Annotated in this window: 19 protein-coding genes; 9 read left to right on the top strand and 10 right to left on the bottom strand. The window is 65.7% G+C overall.

Annotation, left to right across the window (positions count from 1 at the left end):
- The first annotated feature begins 2 nt into the window (after window positions 1-2).
- From E7V67_008775 to E7V67_008795, 5 genes are all read left to right on the top strand, one after another.
- Window positions 3-596 carry a YfiR family protein gene (locus E7V67_008775; protein ID WUR15183.1) on the top strand — a complete coding sequence of 198 codons (594 nt, stop codon included), beginning with the start codon at window positions 3-5 and terminating at the stop codon, window positions 594-596.
- Window positions 597-2,528, top strand: coding sequence for an ATP-binding protein (locus tag E7V67_008780; protein WUR15184.1), 1,932 nt, complete (start codon window positions 597-599; stop codon window positions 2,526-2,528). It abuts the gene before it with no gap.
- Window positions 2,529-2,771: 243 nt separating this feature from the next.
- Window positions 2,772-3,170 (top strand): VOC family protein, encoded by a 399-nt coding sequence (locus E7V67_008785; GenBank protein WUR15185.1) that lies wholly within the window; start codon window positions 2,772-2,774, stop codon window positions 3,168-3,170.
- A gap of 83 nt (window positions 3,171-3,253) precedes the next feature.
- Window positions 3,254-3,790, top strand: coding sequence for a gamma carbonic anhydrase family protein (locus E7V67_008790; protein ID WUR15186.1), 537 nt, complete (start codon window positions 3,254-3,256; stop codon window positions 3,788-3,790).
- A gap of 169 nt (window positions 3,791-3,959) precedes the next feature.
- The gene (locus E7V67_008795) at window positions 3,960-4,148 is read left to right on the top strand and encodes a hypothetical protein (protein WUR15187.1); all 189 of its coding nucleotides are present in this window, start codon (window positions 3,960-3,962) and stop codon (window positions 4,146-4,148) included.
- Window positions 4,149-4,166: 18 nt separating this feature from the next.
- On the opposite strand, the gene E7V67_008800 is transcribed toward E7V67_008795, so the two are convergent.
- Window positions 4,167-4,346: a hypothetical protein gene (locus E7V67_008800; GenBank protein WUR15188.1), complete on the bottom strand. Its 180-nt coding sequence runs from the start codon at window positions 4,344-4,346 to the stop codon at window positions 4,167-4,169.
- Between the two features lie 188 nt (window positions 4,347-4,534).
- Between E7V67_008800 and E7V67_008805 the strand changes: the two genes are divergently transcribed.
- Together E7V67_008805 and E7V67_008810 are read left to right on the top strand one after the other, a co-directional pair.
- Window positions 4,535-4,657 (top strand): hypothetical protein, encoded by a 123-nt coding sequence (locus E7V67_008805; protein WUR15189.1) that lies wholly within the window; start codon window positions 4,535-4,537, stop codon window positions 4,655-4,657.
- Between the two features lie 108 nt (window positions 4,658-4,765).
- Window positions 4,766-5,125, top strand: a complete 360-nt coding sequence (locus E7V67_008810) for a hypothetical protein (protein WUR15190.1) — start codon at window positions 4,766-4,768, stop codon at window positions 5,123-5,125.
- Here the strand turns inward: E7V67_008810 and E7V67_008815 are convergent.
- Both E7V67_008815 and E7V67_008820 read right to left on the bottom strand, forming a co-directional pair.
- Window positions 5,073-6,128, bottom strand: a complete 1,056-nt coding sequence (locus E7V67_008815; GenBank protein WUR15191.1) for an NADP-dependent oxidoreductase — start codon at window positions 6,126-6,128, stop codon at window positions 5,073-5,075. The two genes, E7V67_008810 and E7V67_008815, sit on opposite strands and share 53 nt — an antisense overlap.
- A gap of 5 nt (window positions 6,129-6,133) precedes the next feature.
- On the bottom strand, window positions 6,134-6,919 hold the full coding sequence (locus tag E7V67_008820; GenBank protein ID WUR15192.1) for an SDR family oxidoreductase: 786 nt from the start codon (window positions 6,917-6,919) through the stop codon (window positions 6,134-6,136).
- Between the two features lie 133 nt (window positions 6,920-7,052).
- On the opposite strand from E7V67_008820, the gene E7V67_008825 reads away from it, so the two are divergent.
- Window positions 7,053-7,631 (top strand): TetR family transcriptional regulator, encoded by a 579-nt coding sequence (locus E7V67_008825; GenBank protein WUR15193.1) that lies wholly within the window; start codon window positions 7,053-7,055, stop codon window positions 7,629-7,631.
- 30 nt (window positions 7,632-7,661) lie between these two features.
- On the opposite strand, the gene E7V67_008830 is transcribed toward E7V67_008825, so the two are convergent.
- Together E7V67_008830 and E7V67_008835 are read right to left on the bottom strand one after the other, a co-directional pair.
- On the bottom strand, window positions 7,662-9,053 hold the full coding sequence (locus tag E7V67_008830) for a pitrilysin family protein (GenBank protein ID WUR15194.1): 1,392 nt from the start codon (window positions 9,051-9,053) through the stop codon (window positions 7,662-7,664).
- Window positions 9,053-10,381 (bottom strand): pitrilysin family protein, encoded by a 1,329-nt coding sequence (locus tag E7V67_008835; GenBank protein WUR15195.1) that lies wholly within the window; start codon window positions 10,379-10,381, stop codon window positions 9,053-9,055. Before E7V67_008835 ends, E7V67_008830 begins: the two co-directional genes overlap by 1 nt.
- A gap of 121 nt (window positions 10,382-10,502) precedes the next feature.
- Between E7V67_008835 and E7V67_008840 the strand changes: the two genes are divergently transcribed.
- Window positions 10,503-10,982 carry an acyl-CoA thioesterase gene (locus tag E7V67_008840; GenBank protein WUR16248.1) on the top strand — a complete coding sequence of 160 codons (480 nt, stop codon included), beginning with the start codon at window positions 10,503-10,505 and terminating at the stop codon, window positions 10,980-10,982.
- Between the two features lie 20 nt (window positions 10,983-11,002).
- On the opposite strand, the gene E7V67_008845 is transcribed toward E7V67_008840, so the two are convergent.
- The 5 genes from E7V67_008845 to E7V67_008865 all read right to left on the bottom strand — a co-directional run bounded on the left by E7V67_008845 (window position 11,003) and on the right by E7V67_008865 (window position 18,695).
- On the bottom strand, window positions 11,003-13,840 hold the full coding sequence (locus tag E7V67_008845; protein ID WUR15196.1) for an EAL domain-containing protein: 2,838 nt from the start codon (window positions 13,838-13,840) through the stop codon (window positions 11,003-11,005).
- Between the two features lie 82 nt (window positions 13,841-13,922).
- Window positions 13,923-14,714: a transferase spermidine synthase gene (locus E7V67_008850; GenBank protein WUR15197.1), complete on the bottom strand. Its 792-nt coding sequence runs from the start codon at window positions 14,712-14,714 to the stop codon at window positions 13,923-13,925.
- Between the two features lie 76 nt (window positions 14,715-14,790).
- Window positions 14,791-15,054, bottom strand: a complete 264-nt coding sequence (locus tag E7V67_008855; protein ID WUR15198.1) for a PAAR domain-containing protein — start codon at window positions 15,052-15,054, stop codon at window positions 14,791-14,793.
- Between the two features lie 15 nt (window positions 15,055-15,069).
- Window positions 15,070-16,161 carry a hypothetical protein gene (locus E7V67_008860; GenBank protein WUR15199.1) on the bottom strand — a complete coding sequence of 364 codons (1,092 nt, stop codon included), beginning with the start codon at window positions 16,159-16,161 and terminating at the stop codon, window positions 15,070-15,072.
- 398 nt (window positions 16,162-16,559) lie between these two features.
- A complete protein-coding gene (locus E7V67_008865) occupies window positions 16,560-18,695 on the bottom strand; it encodes a hypothetical protein (GenBank protein ID WUR15200.1) in 2,136 nt (711 codons plus the stop codon).
- Between the last annotated feature and the right edge of the window lie 8 nt (window positions 18,696-18,703).

Below are 18,703 nucleotides of genomic sequence, written 5' to 3' on the forward strand. Positions count from 1 at the left end.
CCATGACACGATACGCCAACCTCACCGTGCCCAAGCGTCGCCTGCCCGTGCTGGCCGCGCTGGCGGCCGCGCTGCTGTGCGCCGCGCCGCTGCCGGCGGCGGCCGCGGGCGGACCGCAGGCCGCGCTGGGCGTGGCCAACCTGGAGCGCGGCGTCAAGGCCGCCTACCTGTTCAAGTTCCTCGGCTATGTGGAGTTCGCGGCAGGCGCCGACCCGGCCGCGCCACTCGTCGTCGGCGTGATGGGCGCCGATGACGTGGCCGCCGAGGTCACGCGGCTGACGGCCGGCCGCACCGTCAACGGCCGGCCCATCACGGTGCGCACGCTGCGCGACGGCGATCCCAGCGCCGGCCTGCACATGCTGTTCCTGGGCGCGGCCGCGGAACGGCCCGTGCAGACCTTGCGCGGCGCGGCCCAGAACGGCGTGCTGACGGTAACGGAGGACGAGAACGGCCTGCAGCAGGGTGCCATCATCAATTTCCGCCTGATCGAGGACCGCATCCGCTTCGAGGTATCGCTGCCGGCGGCCGAGCGCAGCAACCTGAAACTCAGTTCGCGCCTGCTGTCCGTCGCCTACCACGTACAAAAGGGGAATTAGGTGGCGCGCCTGCGCAAGAGCGCTACCGTGCGCGCCAAGTTGATCGTGATGGCGCTGGCGACCACGTTCGCGGCGCTGGTGACGATGTCGGCCAGCATGCTGGTGTATGACCTGACCACCTTCCAGCAGAACTGGGTCGACGACCTGACGACGCAGGCGGAGATCGTCGCCACCGTGTCCGCGCCCGCCGTCAGCTTCAACGATCCCGTCGTGGCGCGCCAGAATCTGGCGCTGCTGCGGGTGCGGCCGCAGATCGAGGCGGGCGCCATCTACGGCGCCAACGGCGTGATGTTCGCGTCTTACGCGCAGTCGGCGCTGGACCCGCCCGTGTTCCCGTCGCGCCCCGGCCCGGCCGGCCATGCGATCGCAGGGGGCCACATGATCGTGTTTCATCCGATCGTCGAGAACGGCGAGCGGCTGGGCACCGTCTACCTGACGGCCCGCTACCGCCTGCTGGACCGCCTGGTCAGCTATGCCATCATCCTGGGCGCCGTCATGGTGGCCAGCCTGCTGCTGGCGGCGATGGTGGCCAGCCGGCTGCGCCTGGGCATCACCAATCCGCTGGAGGCGGTCACGGACGTGGCACGCGCCGTCATGCAGAAGCGCGACTTCTCGCTGCGCGTGCGCGAACGGGCCAGCGGCGAGATCGGCACCCTGGTCGACGCCTTCAACAATATGCTGGCGGAAGTGGAGCGGCGCGCCGACGCGCTGCAGGAGGCCAATCGCACCCTGGAGCACGAGATGACGGTGCGGCAGGGCGCGGAGCGCGCGCTGCTGCTGGCCGATCGCCGCAAGGACGAGTTCCTGGCGACGCTGGCGCACGAGCTGCGCAATCCGCTGGCGCCGATCCGCACGGGGCTGGACATCATGCGCCTGAACCGCAGCGACCCGGCCGCGACAGAGCGGGCCCGCGCGGTCATGGAGCGCCAGCTCAAGCAGATGGTGCGCCTGGTCGACGATCTGCTGGACGTCTCGCGCATCAATACCGGCAAGCTGACGATCCGGCACGATCCCGTCGAGCTGCAGGCGGTGGTCGCCAACGCGCTCGAGATCGTCCGCCCCGTGATCGACGCCCAGGGGCACACGATCGAGGTAGCGCTGCCACGCGAGCCGGTGCACGTGCTGGGCGACGCCACCCGGCTGGCGCAGGTGCTGTCGAACCTGCTCAACAACGCCGCCAAGTACACCGACCGCGGCGGCCACCTGGCGCTGGCGGCGGCGGTGGAGAGCGATGGCCAGCTGCGCATCCGCGTGACCGACAACGGCATCGGCATCGCGCCGGCCATGCTGGGCGAGATCTTCGACATGTTCGTGCAGGCCGACTCCTCGCTGGAGCGCACGTCGGCGGGCCTGGGCGTGGGGCTGTCGCTGGCGCGCCGGCTGGTCGAGCTGCATGGTGGCGCGATCGAGGCACACAGCGGCGGGCCGGGCCTGGGCAGCGAATTCGTCGTCACGTTGCCGGTGCTGCGGGAGGCGCAGGGCGCCGGGCCGCGCGAATCGGCCCAGCCGGCGCAGGGCACGCCGTACCGCATCCTGCTGGCGGACGACAACCTCGATTTCGTCAACGCCATCGGCGCGCTGCTGCGCACCCTGGGCCACACGGTGCACATCTGCCACGACGGCGCGCAGGCGCTGGCGGCGGCGGAAGCGTTCGCGCCGGACTTCGCCTTCCTGGACATCGGCCTGCCGCACCTGAACGGCTACGACCTGGCCCGCGCGCTGCGTGCACTGCCCGGCCTGCAGCGCACGGTGCTGGTCGCCGTCACCGGTTGGGGCCAGCAGAAGGACCGCGAGATGGCCTTCGACGCGGGCTTCGAAGCGCACCTGGTCAAGCCGGTCAGTGTCGAGCAGATCCTCGACATCCTGGCGGCGGGGCGGCAGGGGATGCGGGCGGGGGCGCCGGTGGCGGGGGCGCCGGTGGCTGGCGCGTGAGGCCGGGGTCTGCCGGGTCGCCGTACCGCCCAGCAGGGGCCGACCCCGAAGTTTGGCTCCGGCCGCGGCGAAATGCGACTGACTTCAGGGTCAGTCCCCGTGCGGGCTCAGACCCTCGGCGCCTTGGCGCCAGGGGTTCAGTCAACCGAAAAAAATGGTACGCACGTGTCGATTTTCCCCGCCGTGGTTCGTCGTACGGATGCAGACCCCGCAATTCCACCTACCGATAACCTGAGAATAGACATGAACAAGCAAATTTTTCTGAACCTGCCGGTCCAGGACCTGGCCAAATCGAAAGCCTTTTTCGAAGCGCTCGGCTACCGCTTCAATCCCCAATTCAGCAACGAGAACGGCGCGTGCCTGGTGATCGCCGAAGGCAGCATCCATGCCATGCTGCTGACCGAGGCCTACTTCAAGACGTTCATCGACAAGCCGGTCGCGCGGGCAAGGGAGGCGACCGGGATGCTGATCTGCCTGAGCTGCGACAGCCGCGAAGAAGTCGATGCCTTGGTGGCGAAGGCGATTGCCGCCGGGGGCAGGGCGCCGCGGCCGCCGCAAGACCATGGCTTCATGTACGGCCATGCCTTCGAGGACCTGGATGGTCATCTCTGGGAACTGGTGTGGATGGCGCCGCCAGCGTAGGCACGCAAGCCGGTGCTGGTGCCCCCGGCAGGGGCCATGCATAATGCTGTTATCGCAACAACGAGCCCCAGCGCTACGACCTCATGCCCATCGCCAGCTACCTCGACACCACCCCGCAACTCGCCGAGCGCGTCTACCTGCACCCGTCGGCTCAGGTGATCGGCAGCGTGCAGCTGGGCGCCGACAGCTCCGTCTGGTGCAACGCCGTGCTGCGCGGCGACGTCAACGACATCGTCGTCGGCCGCTGCTCGAACGTCCAGGACTTCACGATGGGCCACGTGTCGCACCGCTCGGCCGGCAAGCCCGAGGGGGCGCCCCTGATCATCGGCGACTACGTGACGATCGGCCACAACGTGATCCTGCACGGCTGCCGCATCGGCAACGAGTGCCTGATCGGCATGGGCAGCATCGTGATGGACGACGTGATCGTGCCCGAGCGTGTGATGATCGGCGCCGGCAGCCTGGTGGCGCCGGGCAAGGCGCTGGAGAGCGGCTATCTGTATATGGGGCGGCCGGCCCGCAAGGTCCGACCGCTGACAGTGGAGGAAATCGCCTGGCTGCGCTACTCGGCCGAGCACTATGTGCGGGTGAAGGATAACTACCTGGGGACGCCCGGGTGACCCGGCTTATGACAGGCTGGGGTCAGACCCGTCGGGTCTGACCCCGAAGACACGGCCCGGCATTGCGTCCGGGCCGTTTTCATTTCCTGTGGGCACCGGCGGCGAAGCCTGCGCCGCCTTGCAAAAAAATTTGCTAAGGTTTTGTCAACATTTACGGAGGAGCATCGTTATGGTCTATATAGCCGAGCAAAACGCAGGTGCCGACAACACGATCCGGGCGCATATCACGCCCGATCCCGAAACGCCGACGCCCGAGCAGGACCCGCCCGTGCAGCCGCCGCCCAGCGAAGTGCCGCCGTCGGAAGTGCCACCGGTCAGCGAGCCGACGGCCCCGCCGCCGCCCATCAAGGCGGTCTGACCGGCTGGCGGCGGGCGATCAGGGCTTGCCGGGTTCGCGCGACTGGTCGGATTGGCGGTTGGGGGAGATCTGGCGGATCTGTTCGTCCGTCTCCCGTTCGCCTGGCGTTTTTTCGCCGCTGCCGATATCGGGCTCGTTCATCATGTGACGGCCTTTTTCGGACGGGTCCGGCTGCTGCGGGGTGTTGGGTTGGCTCATGGTGCTCTCCTGCGTTGGTGGGTGATGCAACCATGCTAGCAGGGCAACGAAAAGCTTGGCGCCTAATTGGTCTAGGGTAATAAGTGTTGCTTTAAGGATTCACTTTGTTGTATTTGTGGCGGCTGTCACAACCGCGTAACTGAACTGTTTTTATAATCGAATCACAGGATTTTTATTTGGAGAGCGCCATGGGCAATTCCTTACACAACAAGATTTATCTGGGCCGCCGCATGCACCACGTGCGCATGGCGTGGGCGGGCATCGTCGCCGGCGTCGGTCTGTTGTGGCTGACCGTGCGCGCGTTCAAGTGAAGCGTCTGGACCGGTCCGGCGCCCACGCCGGATCGGCCCCTTGCTTGCCGCCGTTGCGCCGGACGCGTACCATGATGGCCGCAATCGCCCTCATGGAAGCAAGCAATAATGAAAAACGAGAAATTCAGTACCGATGAATACAATGCGCTGGCGGAAGTCGCGCGCGGCATCAAAGGCCGCCCCAGCGCCTGCGTCGGCCGCAACACCAAGCGCCTGTCCGGGCTGAAGCTGCTGTCCATTGCACGCGACGGTCGCTACAGCCTGACTGACAAGGGCAAGGAACTGCTGTTCCTGCGCCGCTGCGTCGTCAGCCTGCGCGCGCTGGCCGACGATCCCGCCGCGCAGCTGGATGCCGACGTAGCAATGTTCCTGGGCAAGAAATCGCACATCGCGCCGGTCGAAGGCGGCTTTACCGTCACCGACAAGGGCCGCGAGACCCTGGCCGATATCGAGGCGCAGCAGGGCTGACCTGGCCCACGTCCACCATCACTTTCCCTTTTGCCCGTCCCTGTTCGACGTAGGCCAGTGCCTGCGCTGCCGCGTCGAGCGGGAAGACCCGGTCCACGACGGGCCGGATGACGCTTGCCTCCACCAGTTCCGCGATCTGCGCCAGCTGCGCGCCATCGGCGCGCATGAAGACAAACGAGTAGTGCACGCCGTGGCGGCGCGCCTTGCGCCGGATGCCCAGGCTCAAGAGGCGCATGACCTGCCGTAATGGCCAGGCCAGTCCTCGCGCGCGCGCGAATTGCGGCGTGGGCGGCCCCGAGATCGAGATCAGGTGCCCGCCTGGCTTGAGCACCTGCACCGACCTGGCCAGATCGGCGCCGCCCTGGCTGCTCAGCACCACGTCATAGTCGCGCAGCACCGCGGCGAAGTCCTGCCGCTGGTAGTCGATGACGATGTCCGCGCCCAGCGCCTTGACCCACTCGACGTTGGCCGTGCCGGTGGTGGTGGCGACATGGGCGCCCAGGTGCTTGGCCAACTGGATGGCCACCGTGCCCACGCCGCCCGATCCCGCCTGGATGAACACCTTCTGGCCCGGGCCCAGCCGCGCCGTTTCGACCAGCACCTGCCAGGCCGTCAGCGCCACCAGCGGCAGGGCGGCCGCTTCGAGCATGCCGAGGTTGCGGGGCTTGCGCGCCAGCGCGCTTTCCTTGACGGCGACAAGCTCGGCGAACGTGCCGATACGATCGTCGTCCGGGCGCGCATAGACCTCGTCGCCCGGCTGGAAACGCGTCACGCGCGCGCCCACCCGCAGCACGGTGCCGGCCATGTCGTTGCCGAGGATGAGCGGCAAGCGATAGGGCAGGATCAGCTTGAATGCGCCGCTGGCGATCTTGTTGTCGAGGACATTCACGCTGGCCGCGTGAATGCGGACCAGCACGTCGTCGTCGCCGACCGCGGGTTCGGGCACGTCGGCAACGCGGCCGGTGCCCGGCTTGCCGTAACGCTCGATGATGAAGGCCTTCATGGAGCTCAGCGGGCGCGATAGCGTTCGGCTGCCTGCTCCTGCCGGATGTCCGCCAGCAGCCCCTGGCGCGCGCCTTCGAGCGCGTCCCAGCGTGCGGCCACGTGCAGCGGCGGGATGGTGACGGCCTCGCGGCGGTCGAAGCCGCCGAGCGCCGCGTCGACCAGCTCCTCCACGTCCATCATCGGCGGCAGCGTGGCGGCGTCGATGCCGGCGCGTTGCCAGATCTCGGTGCGGGTGCCCGCCGGCAGCACGGCCTGCACATAGACGCCCTTGGGCGACAGCTCCAGGTGCAGGCCCTGCGACAGGAACAGCACGAAGGCCTTGCTGGCGCCGTACACCGACATGCCGAACTCCGGCGCGAACCCCACGACCGAACCGATATTGACGATCGCGCCGCTGCCGGCCTGCGCGAAGCGTGGCGCCACGGCCGCCGCGAGCCGTGTCGGCGCGGTGGTGTTGAGTGCGATTACGCGTTCGATCGCCGCGCCGTCCTGCTGGACGAAACCGCCCGACTGCGCCATCCCGGCGTTGTTGACCAGGATGCCGATGCGCTCGTCCTCACGCAGACGCTGCTCGACCCTGGCCACGTCGGCCGCCTGCGTCAGGTCGGCCGGCAGCACATCGACCCGGACATTGCCTTCTTCGCGCAGCCGCGCAGCCAGGTTCTCCATGCGGGCCTGGTCGCGCGCGACCAGCACGAGGTCGTGGCCGCGGCTGGCGAAGCGCCGGGCATAGGTGGCGCCGATGCCGCTGGAGGCGCCGGTGATGAGGACAGTCGGAAGCGTGGTCATGGGGTATTCCTTCGTAACAGTGGCTGGAGTTTTAATGATGATGGTCGTAATCTAAAAAGTCAAGGCTTTGATTACGGTCGTCATCAATGTATAGTGAGGCCTGCGCGCGGGCGCAACGACACAGGGGCAGCACATGAAAGTGACCAAGGCACAGGCGCAGGCCAACCGGGCCCGCATCGTCGAGACGGCATCCACGCTGTTTCGCGAGCGTGGATACGATGGGGTAGGGGTGGCGGACCTGATGGCCGCCGCGGGCTTTACCCACGGCGGTTTCTACAAGCACTTCGGCTCGAAGGGAGACCTGATGGCGGAGGCGGCGGCCTGCGGCATCGCCCAGACCGTGGCGCTGAGCGAAGGGGCCGACCTGGCGCGGTTCGTGCGCGTGTATCTGTCGCGGGAACATCGCGACGCCCGGGCGACCGGCTGCACATTGGCTGCGCTCAGCGGCGATGCGGCGCGCCAGCCGGAAGCGGTCAGGGCCACCTTCGCCGCCGGTATCGAGAACCTGCTGGCCGCATTGGGTGCGGCAACCGCGCCGGACGATGCCGGCGCAACCGAACGGCGTGCTCGTTATCTCGACGTGCTGGCGCACGCGGTGGGGGCGCTCGTCATGTCGCGCGCCTGCCCGGACGATGCGCCGCTGGCGGACGAGATCCTGCAGGTCTGCAGCGACAGCATCCTCGCGTCGTTGCAGGATCTTGCCACGCCATGAAAAAAGGCGCTCCTCGGAGCGCCTCGGTATTTACTTCGCCGCCGGCTGGAAGCCGTCGGCCGTGATGTCCAGCTCCGTCACCTCGCCATACTTGGCGGCGAGCTTGCGGATCTCGTCGGCCTTGCCGACCAGGACCATCTGCAGGTTCTTGCGCGGGAAGTGCTTGTCCACCAGCGCCTTGGCCTTTTCCGGCGTCAGCGAGTCGACGTCGCGCGTGAAGTTGTCGATCTGCGTGCGGCCGATGTCCAGCGCGTACATGTCGCCCAGCAGGCTGGCCAGCTGCTCGCTGGTCTCGTAGCGCGGCGGGAACTGGCCCTTGACGTAGGCCTTGGCCGAGTCCAGCGTCGCCTTGTCGATTCCACGGCTCCACAGCCGGTCGTAGGTCTTCAGCGCCAGGTCCAGCGCCGCTTCCGTCTTCGGCAGCGCCGTGAAGCTGGAGATCGAGAAGGTGCCGGCCTGCGACAGCGGCGCGAACCCGCTGTTGGCGCCATAGGTCAGGCCGGAATTGACGCGCAGCTCGTCGTTCAGCCACGACGTGAAGCGGCCGCCCAGCACCGTGTTGAGCACCTGCAGCGGCACGTAGTCGGCGTCGTTGCGGGCGATGCCGGCGCCGCCGATCAGGAACGTGGTCTCGATCGCGTCGGCCTTGTTGACGAGCCAGACGCGTGGCTTGTCCGTCAGCGGCTTGCCGTAGTCGGCGCGCTGCGGCGCCGGGCCCTCCGCTTTCCACTGGCCGAACAGCGTCTCGATCTGACGCTTCATCGCGGCCGGATCGAAGTCGCCGACCACGACGATGGCGGCGTTATCGGGGCGGAAGTAGCGTTGGTGGAAGCGCTTGACGTCGTCCTGCTTCAGCGCCTGCAGGCTGCCCACGGTGCCGCCTGGAGGGTTGGCATAGGCGCTTTGGCCGAACAGCATGCTGCGATAGTAGTTGCCGGCTACCTGGCGCGGGCTTTCCTTGGCCTGTTTCAGGCCGCTGACCTTGCGCGCACGCAGCTTGTCCAGCTCCGCATTGTCGAAGCCGGGCTGCTGCACGATCTCCGCGAACAGCGGCAGCAGCGCCGGCGCATCGGCCTTGGCGAAGTTGGCCTGCACGGTGGTCTGCTCGACGCCGCCGCCGCCCGCCAGCACGGCGCCGCGGAAGTCGAAGGCCTCGTCGATGGCGGCCTTGTTGTGCTTCGTGCTGCCCAGCAGGATGGCGTCGCCGGTCAGGTTGGCCAGGCCGGCCTGGGGTCCGTCGTTGACGGCGCCGGCCTTGACGACGGCGCGCACGGCGATCAGCGGTACTTCATGGCGCTCCATCAGCAGCACCGTCAGGCCGTTCGGCAGCTTGGTCGTCTCGAATTGCGGCAGGCGGAATTCGGCGGCGCCGGCCGCCGTCACGGCCGCCAGCAGGGCCGTGCTCACTACGATCTTCTTCATCATTGCTCCTTCGCCGCCAGCACGCCGATGGTGCGCTGCGATTTTTTCAGGTACTTGGCCGCCACGGCCTGGATGTCGGCCGCCGTCAGCTTCTGGTAGGCGGCCGGGGCGTCGAACAGCTTCCTGTAACCGCCGTAGAACACCTCGTAGTTGCCCAGCATCTGGGCCTTGCCGTTGATGGTCTCCTGCAGCCGGTACAGGTTGACCAGCTTGGTGTTGCGCACCTTCTGCAGCTCCTGGTCGGTGATGCCGTTCTTGACCACGTTGTCGATCTCGGCCAGCAGCGCCTGTTCGACCTTGGCGCTGTCCACGCCATTGGCCGCGACGGCGAACACGTACAGCAGGCCGGGGTCGAAGCCGTCGGTGGTGTCGGCGCCGACCGAGGTGGCCAGCTGCTGCTCGACCAGCGCCTTGTACAGGCGCGAGGTCTTGCCTTCGGTGAGCACACTTTGCAGCACGTCCAGCGCGTAGTGGTCGGCGCTGTCGGCCTGCGGCGCCTTGTAGGCCACCATCAGGTTGGCCGACGTGGCGGACGGCTTGGCGACGAACAGGCGCCGCTCGCCTTTCTGCTCCGGCTCGACCGTCTTCACGGCCGGCGGCAGCGCGCGTTTCGGGATGGCGCCGAAGTAGCGCGTGGCCATCGCCTTGACCTGGTCGGCCTTGACGTCGCCCACGATCACGGCCACCGCGTTGTTTGGCGCGTAGTAGGTGCGGAAGTAGTTGACCAGGTCCTGCTGGGTCCAGGCCTTGATGTCGGACTCGAAGCCGATCACGGGCCAGGAATACGGGTGGGCGCTGAAGGCGACGCTGTTCAGGTCTTCCATTAACATCCGGATATTGGAGTTCTCCAGCCCCGTGCTGCGCTCGGACAGCACGACGCCACGCTCGCTCTCGACCATCTTCGGATCGATCGTCAGGTGGGCGATGCGGTCGCTTTCCAGCTTGAAGATGGTCTCCAGCGACGAGGCGGGGAACCAGTCCTGGTAGACGGTGACGTCGCTGCTGGTATAGGCGTTGTTGCTGCCGCCGTTCGCTTCCATCGTGCGGTCGAACATCTTCGGACCGTAGTTTTTCGAGCCGTTGAACATCATGTGCTCGAAAAAGTGCGACAGGCCCGTGGTGCCCGGCGCCTCGTTGCGCGAGCCGACCTTCCAGAACGTGTACATATTGGCGTTCGGGATCGTGCTGCTTTCCAGGACGATGAACTTCATGCCGTTGGCCAGCGTGAACGTCTTGACCTGGTCGGCCGTGAACGCGGCCTGTGCCGACGTCGCCATGCCCAGTGCCACGACCGCCGCCGCCAGCTTGCTCCTCAGTTTCCACCTCATGCTGAAACCTCTCCTTGTTATTAACCCGGCAAGGATACGTGATGGCGGCAATGTTGTTAAGGTTAGAATGCTCTAAGGCACTTATTTTTTTATTCTGACGGAAGGCACTATGGATAGCGCAATGCACTGGTCGGCCCACGAGCTGACGATGACGGTCCTGATGACACCGGACATGGCCAACTTCTCCGGCAATGTCCACGGCGGCACGATCCTGAAATTCCTCGACAGCGTGGCCTATGCCTGCGCCAGCCGCTACTCCGGCAGCTACGTCGTCACCTTGTCGGTGGACCAGGTCATGTTCCTGCAGCCGATCCACGTGGGCGAGCTGGTGACCTTCCTGGCTTCGGTCAATTACACGGGGCGCACGTCGATGGAAGTGGGCATCCGCGTCGTGACGGAGAATATCCAGCAGCGCCTGGTGCGCCATGCGAACAGCTGCTATTTCACGATGGTGGCCGTGGACCAGGACCGCAAGCCGGTGGCGGTGCCGCCGCTGGTGCCCGCGACGCCAGAGCAGAAGGCCCGCTTCGAACAGGCCGAGGCGCGCAAGGCGGCGCGGCTGGCGTTGCATGGGGCGAAGAACAAGGCGAAGGGGCAGTAGGGGAAACCCCGTCACCGGTGCTATGTACGGAGCAGCTGCTCGAACTCCGCGGCCGGCACCGGCCGGCTGAAGTAATACCCCTGCACCTGGTCGCACTCGTGCGCGCGCAGGAAGTCCAGCTGCTCGGCCGTCTCGACGCCTTCCGCGATCACCTTCAGCTGCAGGTTGTGCGCCAGCGCGATGATGGAGACGACGATCGCGGCCTGGTCGGAGTCGCCGTCGATCTGGCCGACGAAGGTGCGGTCGATCTTCAGCACGTCGATGGGGAAGGTGCGCAGGTAGGACAGGCTGGAGTAGCCGGTGCCGAAGTCGTCGATCGACAGCGCCACGCCAAGGTTCTTCAGCTCGTGCAGCAGCGCCACCGCGCGCGCCACGTCGTCCACGAACAGGCTTTCCGTCAGCTCCAGTTCCAGGCCGGCCGGTGGCAAGCCCGTTTCCGCCAGCACGGCGGCGATCGATTGCACCAGGTCCGGCTGGGCAAACTGGCGTGCCGACAGGTTGACGGCCATGCGCAGCGGCGGCAGGCCCGCCGCGCGCCAGGCCTGCGCCTGGGCGCAGGCGGTGCGCATGACCCAGGCGCCGATCGGCACGATCAGTCCCGTCTCTTCCGCCAGCCCGATGAAGCGCTGCGGCGACACCATGCCGAGTTCGGGATGCTGCCAGCGCAGCAGCGCCTCGACGCCGACGATGGCGCCGCTGGCCAGGTCGAGCTGCGGCTGGTAGTGCAGCACGAACTCCTGCCGCACCAGCGCGTTGCGCAGCGCGCTCTCGATGCGCAGGCGCTCCTGCGCCTCCTCGTTCATCGAATGTTCGAAGAACTGGTAGCAGTTGCGGCCCAGCTTCTTGGCCGAGTACATGGCGATGTCGGCCTGCTCGATCAGGTGCCTGGACGGTGCGCCGTCGCCCTCGTACACGGCCACGCCGATGCTGCAGGTGACGATGAACTCCTTGCCCTCCAGGTCCACCGGTTGCGCCAGCGCGCGCATGATGCGGCCGACGACGTCCGGCGACAGCGACTGCTCCGGATATTCGCTGAGGATGGCGACGAATTCGTCGCCGGACAGGCGCGCCACCGTGTCGCTCTCGCGCACCGAGGACTGCAGCCGCGCGGCGATGGTCTTGAGCAGCTGGTCGCCGGCCTTGTGGCCCAGCGTGTCGTTGACGAACTTGAAGCGGTCCAGGTCGATCAGCAGCACCCACAGCGACTGGCCGCCCCGGTTGGCGTAGGCGACCGCCTGGGTCAGCCGGTCTTGCAGCAGCACGCGGTTCGGCAGGCCGGTCAGCGCGTCGTGGTGGGCGATGTGCTGGATGCGCTGCTCCGCCAGCTTGCGCTCGGTGATCTCGGCGCCGGTGCCACGATAGCCGCGGAACTCGCCCTGCGCGTCGTACACCGGTTCGCCGTTGGTGGTGAACCAGCGCGTGATGCCGTCCTTGCCCGTGATCGGGTACTCCAGGTCGGAGAAGGGCAACCGTGCTTCCAGCCGCGCCATGTGGGCGCGGCCCCAGGCCGTCTCCAGCATCTCGGGATGGTTGTGCCAGCGCGGGTGGCCGATGAAGTCGGCGCGGTCGAGCCGACCCTTCTCGAAGAAGCCGTTGGTGATGCTGGTGAAGCAGAAGTTGACGTCCTGTTCCCAGTACCAGTCCGACGACAGGGCCAGCAGGCGCTTGAAGCGGTGTTCGCTTTCCTGCAGCGCGCGCTCGGTGCGCTTGCGCGCGGCCACGTCGGCGTTCAGTTTTTCGTTGGTTACCTGCAGGTCGGCGGTGCGTGCGTCGACCAGCCATTGCACGCGGCGCGAGCGCTGCGACAGGGTCTGCATCAGCGTCGCCGCCAGGATGCTGAACAAGGTGCCGCCCAGCAGCGTGGAAACGGAGCCCAGGTGGTCGCTCAGGAACGGGCGCGGCAGCGCGTCCACGCGTACGCGCCACTCCAGGCCCAGCACCTCGAAGCTGCGCGTTTCCTGGTCGCGCGACCAGACGTCCAGCCAGCGCGGCAGCCACTGGGCCAGGCCGGGCGCCGGCGCCGGCTCCGGGCCGCTGGCATACACCAGCATCCCGGCGCGATCCTGCGCGCTGCCGGCATAGACGCGCAGGGCCAGCTGCGGATCGTCCAGCAGGCCGCCGGATCGCAGGATCTTGTGTACCAGCTGGGGCGCGTGGATCATCGCGGCCGTGTCGCCGACCCAGGCGGCGTGGCGCTGCGCCGGGGTGGCGGTGGGCGCGCCGGGGCGGTAGACCGGCATCAGGATGATGAAGGTATGGCGCTGGGCCGGGTTCTCGGCCAGGCTGATCAGCGCCGTCGCGGCCGGTTTGCCGGTGCGCAGCACGCGCTCGATCGTGATCCCCGTCTGCGGCAGCGGTCCCACGTCGAAACCCAGCGTGGCGCGGTTCGGCGCGAACGGCTCGAAGTAGTCCAGCACATTGTAGTGGGAGCGTACGGCGGCGGGCACGAAGCCGGCCGGGCCCAGGTCGCGCACCGTGACACCCGGCCAGGTGCGTTGTACATCGCGCTCCCAGCCGGCCCGCTCGTCGTGGCGCAGCACCCGGTGGTAGGCGAAGGACTGGATGAAGGGGTAGCGCTGCAGCAGCGGCCGGGTGAAGCTGCCGAACTGTTCGCGCGTGACGGATTCCGGCGGCAAGGTGCGGAACAGCTGGTTGGTGACCGTCAGCACCTCGACGGCATCGTCCAGGCCGCGGCGCAGGGCCGCCACGCGCTGGTTGGCGCGCTGCTGGAACCCGAGGGCGTGCTTGCCATACTCCAGGGCGCTGACGGCGTAGAACAGCACGCCGGTGACGGTCACGCCCGCCACGAGCGTCAACACCGCCGCCACGGACACGCGAGATGACAAACGGCGGCGCATGCGACTCCCAGGAAAAGTACGTTAGCCCGTTAGTGTGTCACAAAACGCCGGGCTTGCCGACACAAAATATATCCAAAAGGAATTATTTGTTGTCGTTACGCACCATCTCAGGGATCTCGGCCGCCTGGCGCAGTCCGTCCACGATGTGGTGCGCCAGCAGCCGGTTGAACGGACCGAAGCCCAGCCCCGGCCACGGGCTGCCCCAGGCGGCGACACGCCGCATCAGGGCGGCGGCGCGCGTGCGCTCGCCCGGCGCGCGCCGATGGGCAAACACGATGCGGTTGTTGCCGGCAATCCCGCGCAGCTGGCCCACGTGCCCGTCGAAGGCCTGGCGCAGGCGCCGCAGCATCGTCCCGAACTGCGGATCGTAGCTGAAGATATTGGTCACCAGGAGCCCGTCCGGCCGCAGCGCGCGACGGCAGTCGGCATAGAAGTGCGCGCTGGCCAGCGCCGGCGGCAGGCCGCCGACGTCGAAGCCGTCCAGCAGCAGCACGTCGGCGCTGCCGGCCAGCGCCGGCATGTGCGCGGCCGCGTCCACGTGGACGATGCGGAACCGGTCACTGTCCGGCGGGATGGCAAAGCTGTCGCGCAGCGCGATGACGTCCGCGCGCAGCTCCAGCACCGTGATACGGCTGTGCGGCAGGTAGCGGTGGCAGAACTTGGCGAGCGAACCGCCGCCGAGCCCGACCATGACGATATGGGCCGGTCGCGGCTTGAACAGCACGAAGCACATCATGGCGCGCGCATAGGCCAGCACAAGCCGGTGCGGGTCGCGCAGGTCCATTTCGCTTTGCACCTCGCCCGGGGCGAATTCCAGGGTCAGCCGGGTTTTGCGGCGGTGCAGGAGGGGGCGGTGGTCGGTGGCCGTGGGCATGGGCTAGGGTGGGGAATGGCGCTTGCGCCATCATAACGTACCCGTCCATCGCCGCGGCGCCGGCCGTCCCGGTTCGTCAACCGCGCCCGCTGCCCGGCACGGTAGTGATCAGTGTGGCACCGCAACTGGTCTTGTGGCCGTCGAACGCCACCGGCACGCCGTCGACCAGCACCTTCGGATCGCCCTCGGCAATGATGCACACGGTGTGGCCCGGCAGCGGGCAGACGCACTGGTCACCCTTGCGGGCCACGGCGACGCCCATCACCGTGCTGTTCGGCGCGGCGCTGATGACTTTGCCGCCGTGGCTGGTCGGATCGTTCAGGCGGATGACGCCACGCATGTCCTTCTCCTTTGCTTAGCGTGAATAACCCTGCGGACCCGGCTCGGCATCGTGACGCAGGCCCCACCACGGCAGGAAAGCGGCGTTGCCGCCACGGGCGCGGAACCAGGGGCCGTCCGGGTTGAACGGCCGGACCTTTTCGGGCGGCACGACCACGACGGCAGTCGGCTGGGCAGCGTCGGTGGTGCCGGCCACCAGCACGTTCTTGCCGATGTGGTTGGCGTAGGCGATGCCCAGTGCGACGTTGGTCAGCGCCGTGCCGGCACCCATTTCGCCCAGCAGGGCTGGAGTGTTGAAAGTCTGCTTGGCGAAGTCGAATTCGACCAGTTCCGTCGTCAGCGTCTGGGCCAGGCTGGCGATACGGTCCGGTGAGTCCGGGTGCTTGTTATTGGCGTCGTGGATGACGTAGCCGATGTCGGTGTCTTTTTTGCTGGCGTTGGTCGCTGCGGCTTCGATCGTTGCTTTCCACGCTTGCACTTGGCGGGACGGCTTGCCTTTGGCCGCCTCGAAGTCGGTCGTCTTGCGCGTGGCTGGATAGCCGATCCAGGCTAGCGGTGCGCGTTCGGTTTTGTAGTTGGGGCCGGCCAGGACGAGCAGCACCATATTCTCGTTGAGTTGTTTGTCCTTGGGCGGAAAGCTTGGCGCGTCCCAGTTCATGACCCAAACTGTTTCCTCGGGGTGAGTCTGCAGGTACTCAAGGCCGGCAGCCAGCGACCGGAAGCCAGCATTGGGGCCGCCAGGCGCGACGTGTACGTCCGGGGGAGTGCTGCGTGTCCAGGAATTGGGGAAATTCACATTACCAATGTCGAAGTATTTGCGTATCGAATTGCTCACGAACTTAGCAGCCCCAGCTGGATTTAGTCGGCTCTCAGGAATGGCGTACTCAACCCTTATCCCAGCGAGTTCCCGCCACGTAGTTCGATCCTTGGTCGAATGCGCATTGTAGAAATAAGTTGAACTTTTAAAGTAGATATCCCGGAATCTGTACAGCAGCTCTTCCACATATTTTTCGTGAAAGCCCTCGAAACTCTCCTCCCCGTCATTTCCGGTCGCGATGACGCCAATTGGTTGCAACCTACCAAAACGCTCTGGTTTCGATTTGACCATATCGTCGTCTAGGTTTGGTCTGGCTAATCCCAGGGTCCAGAGGAGTTGCCACTCCGTTGGGTAGTCGCGGCGCTGCAGCGGGTTCAGCCACTGAAGACCGACGACCTGCGCCCTGTAGGGTTTTGCCGCCTCATGTGCAGCAAGTCCAGTCGCGGGGGCGGATGAATGAGCGTGAGCGGACCCAGTCAGCCCAACTAAAAGGTACGCGCACGTAGCGAGTACAGCAGGCATTGCAAAGAAGCGGGACATAATCTCTCCATCGGTTAATGGGCTGGTCTCTGCTGAGCCGCCAAGTACGGTAAACAATAGAACGGTGGCGATCGTTAGTGCCAACGTCAGCGCAGAGAATGCCAGCCGGCGGAGTAACGTACGGCTGAAAAAATGCAGTATATTAGCCATTATAGAAATTTCCGTTTATTTATTATCGTATCGGGCATTGATCCCTCATGTTTGCCTTCGGTTGCCCAATGGCTTACGGATTTTTCGAGGTAGAGGCCGGTTGCGAAGTATTCAGAGAATCCCTTTGCAGGATCGGATTTCGGTAACCCCTTAGCGTATCGCCAATCTGCTGCCCAGCGAAGCTTGTTGATTTTCGCTTTGCTGATCTGACAAACCCCAACTGCCACGTCGTACGAAAGTGCCAGCCGAGCATGCTCCGCATTGGTCATGATAGTCGAGTGGTCCGTGGCATGGGTATCGATACATTTCGCAAGCGTTTCCTTGATCTTCTCGGAGCGCCAAGCCAGGTACTCCGGGCTGGCGGCCGACAAATTGTCTTCCTCCTTGACCGGATCCCGCGGCTTGTAGAGACCCTCGCGTCTTGCCTGCATGCGCAGCAGCGCATGATGCTCGTAGCGCAGCGACGCTTCGCTGCTGCTGTCTCCACGAGGGGCGTCGGTCGCTGCGGAGCCGGGGAGCTTCTTCTTACGCGCGGTGATCTCGCCATAGGGATCGTTGGCGTCACGCTCCCTATCCTTGTCACGTGATTCGCCCGGAGCATCGAAGCCTTCGTCGAACTGGTCGCTGGCTTTACCAAACTGGATCGATTGGGGCTTGAATGACTTGGGCAGCGACGGCGCAGCAATGGGTGTTTCCCACTCGTCCGGCGGTGACGCGTTGATAGGCGGTCCGAAGAGTTTCAGGCCGACGATCGCCAGCGGAGCGGTAACGACCGTCATGACCTTCCCGACGATATTCTTGTTCGCGACGAGACCCTTGGACAGCGAAAACGACGCGGGAGGCGAGCGCGGTACCCAGAAGTCCTTTTTGCTGGTGCCGGCATTGTGGCGCTTGTTCCAGAAATCATAGGTTTCGTTCTTGCCCACCTCCCACCCTTGCGCGAAGACGCGCTGGCTGAAGACACCTTTGCCGTTGGTGCGCCCGATTTCATCCTTGCTCAAGCCGCGCCAGCCAATGCCTTGTATCGTACTGGAAGAGATCACCTGATCATGCGGATTGAAGTACAGCGTGACACGGCCCGTCGTGGACTTTGGTTCACCGTACCCGTACGATTCACGATCGGACTGCGCGTCGAACTTGTGCAGCTCGTTCTTGATGTATCTGTCGATCAGTTCCGCGCTCTGCCGGGTTGCCTGCCGCTTGCGAATGATGTCGAAGAAGTTGGACAGTGTCTTGAACCGCGCTTCAGCCGTTATCCGGCCGCCATTACCATCGGCATCCTTCATCCCCAGTTCAGTCCAACCCTGCGCGACGTTTTTCGTCACGAGGCTGTACGGCGGATTACACAGGACGTAGGTATCGGCGACACAACCGTCCGGTGCATCCGCAGACTTGATCTTGTCGCCGAGGAAGGCTGCCGCCATCGCTACCATATTCCCCTGGCTGTGGCATACGATCGTAATCGGCGCATCGGCCTGCTCGTTGCGGATCGACTCGATCAGCTTGGCCAGCCGTAGCGCCGCCAGAACGTAATACGCGCGCGGCGGGCAGGAGAATACGAGCCGGTCATTCGTGGGATTGATATGCTGCACGTGGAGCCAGAGGAACAGCGTATCGTCGATGCCCTCCGACCACAGATCCGGCAGCGAGGTGCAGCCGTTTGCGAAGGGACCGCCACCCCAGTAGTCTTCTTCGTTGAGGTAGATGCTGTCACCGTAGTCCTGCAGCTCTTTGGCACTTGCCTTGTAGCCCCATCGAAAATGGATCACGGGCGAGAAGCTGCCTTCATCCGAAAGAAAGGTCTCCGGAGTCAGTTCTGGATTGATGTATCCGTCTGGCGTCAATTCCGGCATATACGTCGCCGGCCTCAGCTGCCCGCCCTCGGGCGTCGGATGCGCCATATGCTCGTTACAGCGCTTGAGCCGCTCGTTCAGCCCTTTGCACAGGCCTTCCTCGGCCTGCTTGTACCACTCGCCATCGGAGTTGACGCCGTGGACGAAGATGACGATACCCGGCAGGGGCAGCTGCATCACCACGTCCAGGTGCTTGGGGCTGAGGAATGAAATGCCGGACTTGGCGCCCACCATGAAGTTGTCAGGGCTGAACGCGGGATTGTCGAATGTTGCGGTAGTCATGGTCTATA

The sequence above is a fragment of the [Empedobacter] haloabium genome, assembly GCA_008011715.2.
GTDB lineage: Bacteria > Pseudomonadota > Gammaproteobacteria > Burkholderiales > Burkholderiaceae_D > Rugamonas > Rugamonas haloabia.

Bases quoted from the DNA above. Each gene is read 5' to 3' on its own strand.
- E7V67_008800 (WUR15188.1), bottom strand. From the start codon at position 4,346: ATGAGCCAACCCAACACCCCGCAGCAGCCGGACCCGTCCGAAAAAGGC.
- E7V67_008840 (WUR16248.1), top strand. From the start codon at position 10,503: ATGCACTGGTCGGCCCACGAGCTGACGATGACGGTCCTGATGACACCG.
- E7V67_008815 (WUR15191.1), bottom strand. From the start codon at position 6,128: ATGAAGGCCTTCATCATCGAGCGTTACGGCAAGCCGGGCACCGGCCGC.
- E7V67_008850 (WUR15197.1), bottom strand. From the start codon at position 14,714: ATGCCCACGGCCACCGACCACCGCCCCCTCCTGCACCGCCGCAAAACC.
- E7V67_008845 (WUR15196.1), bottom strand. From the start codon at position 13,840: ATGCGCCGCCGTTTGTCATCTCGCGTGTCCGTGGCGGCGGTGTTGACG.
- E7V67_008830 (WUR15194.1), bottom strand. From the start codon at position 9,053: ATGAAGAAGATCGTAGTGAGCACGGCCCTGCTGGCGGCCGTGACGGCG.
- E7V67_008775 (WUR15183.1), top strand. From the start codon at position 3: ATGACACGATACGCCAACCTCACCGTGCCCAAGCGTCGCCTGCCCGTG.
- E7V67_008855 (WUR15198.1), bottom strand. From the start codon at position 15,054: ATGCGTGGCGTCATCCGCCTGAACGATCCGACCAGCCACGGCGGCAAA.
- E7V67_008860 (WUR15199.1), bottom strand. From the start codon at position 16,161: ATGGTCAAATCGAAACCAGAGCGTTTTGGTAGGTTGCAACCAATTGGC.
- E7V67_008825 (WUR15193.1), top strand. From the start codon at position 7,053: ATGAAAGTGACCAAGGCACAGGCGCAGGCCAACCGGGCCCGCATCGTC.
- E7V67_008835 (WUR15195.1), bottom strand. From the start codon at position 10,381: ATGAGGTGGAAACTGAGGAGCAAGCTGGCGGCGGCGGTCGTGGCACTG.
- E7V67_008785 (WUR15185.1), top strand. From the start codon at position 2,772: ATGAACAAGCAAATTTTTCTGAACCTGCCGGTCCAGGACCTGGCCAAA.
- E7V67_008865 (WUR15200.1), bottom strand. From the start codon at position 18,695: ATGACTACCGCAACATTCGACAATCCCGCGTTCAGCCCTGACAACTTC.
- E7V67_008820 (WUR15192.1), bottom strand. From the start codon at position 6,919: ATGACCACGCTTCCGACTGTCCTCATCACCGGCGCCTCCAGCGGCATC.
- E7V67_008810 (WUR15190.1), top strand. From the start codon at position 4,766: ATGAAAAACGAGAAATTCAGTACCGATGAATACAATGCGCTGGCGGAA.
- E7V67_008795 (WUR15187.1), top strand. From the start codon at position 3,960: ATGGTCTATATAGCCGAGCAAAACGCAGGTGCCGACAACACGATCCGG.
- E7V67_008790 (WUR15186.1), top strand. From the start codon at position 3,254: ATGCCCATCGCCAGCTACCTCGACACCACCCCGCAACTCGCCGAGCGC.
- E7V67_008805 (WUR15189.1), top strand. From the start codon at position 4,535: ATGGGCAATTCCTTACACAACAAGATTTATCTGGGCCGCCGCATGCAC.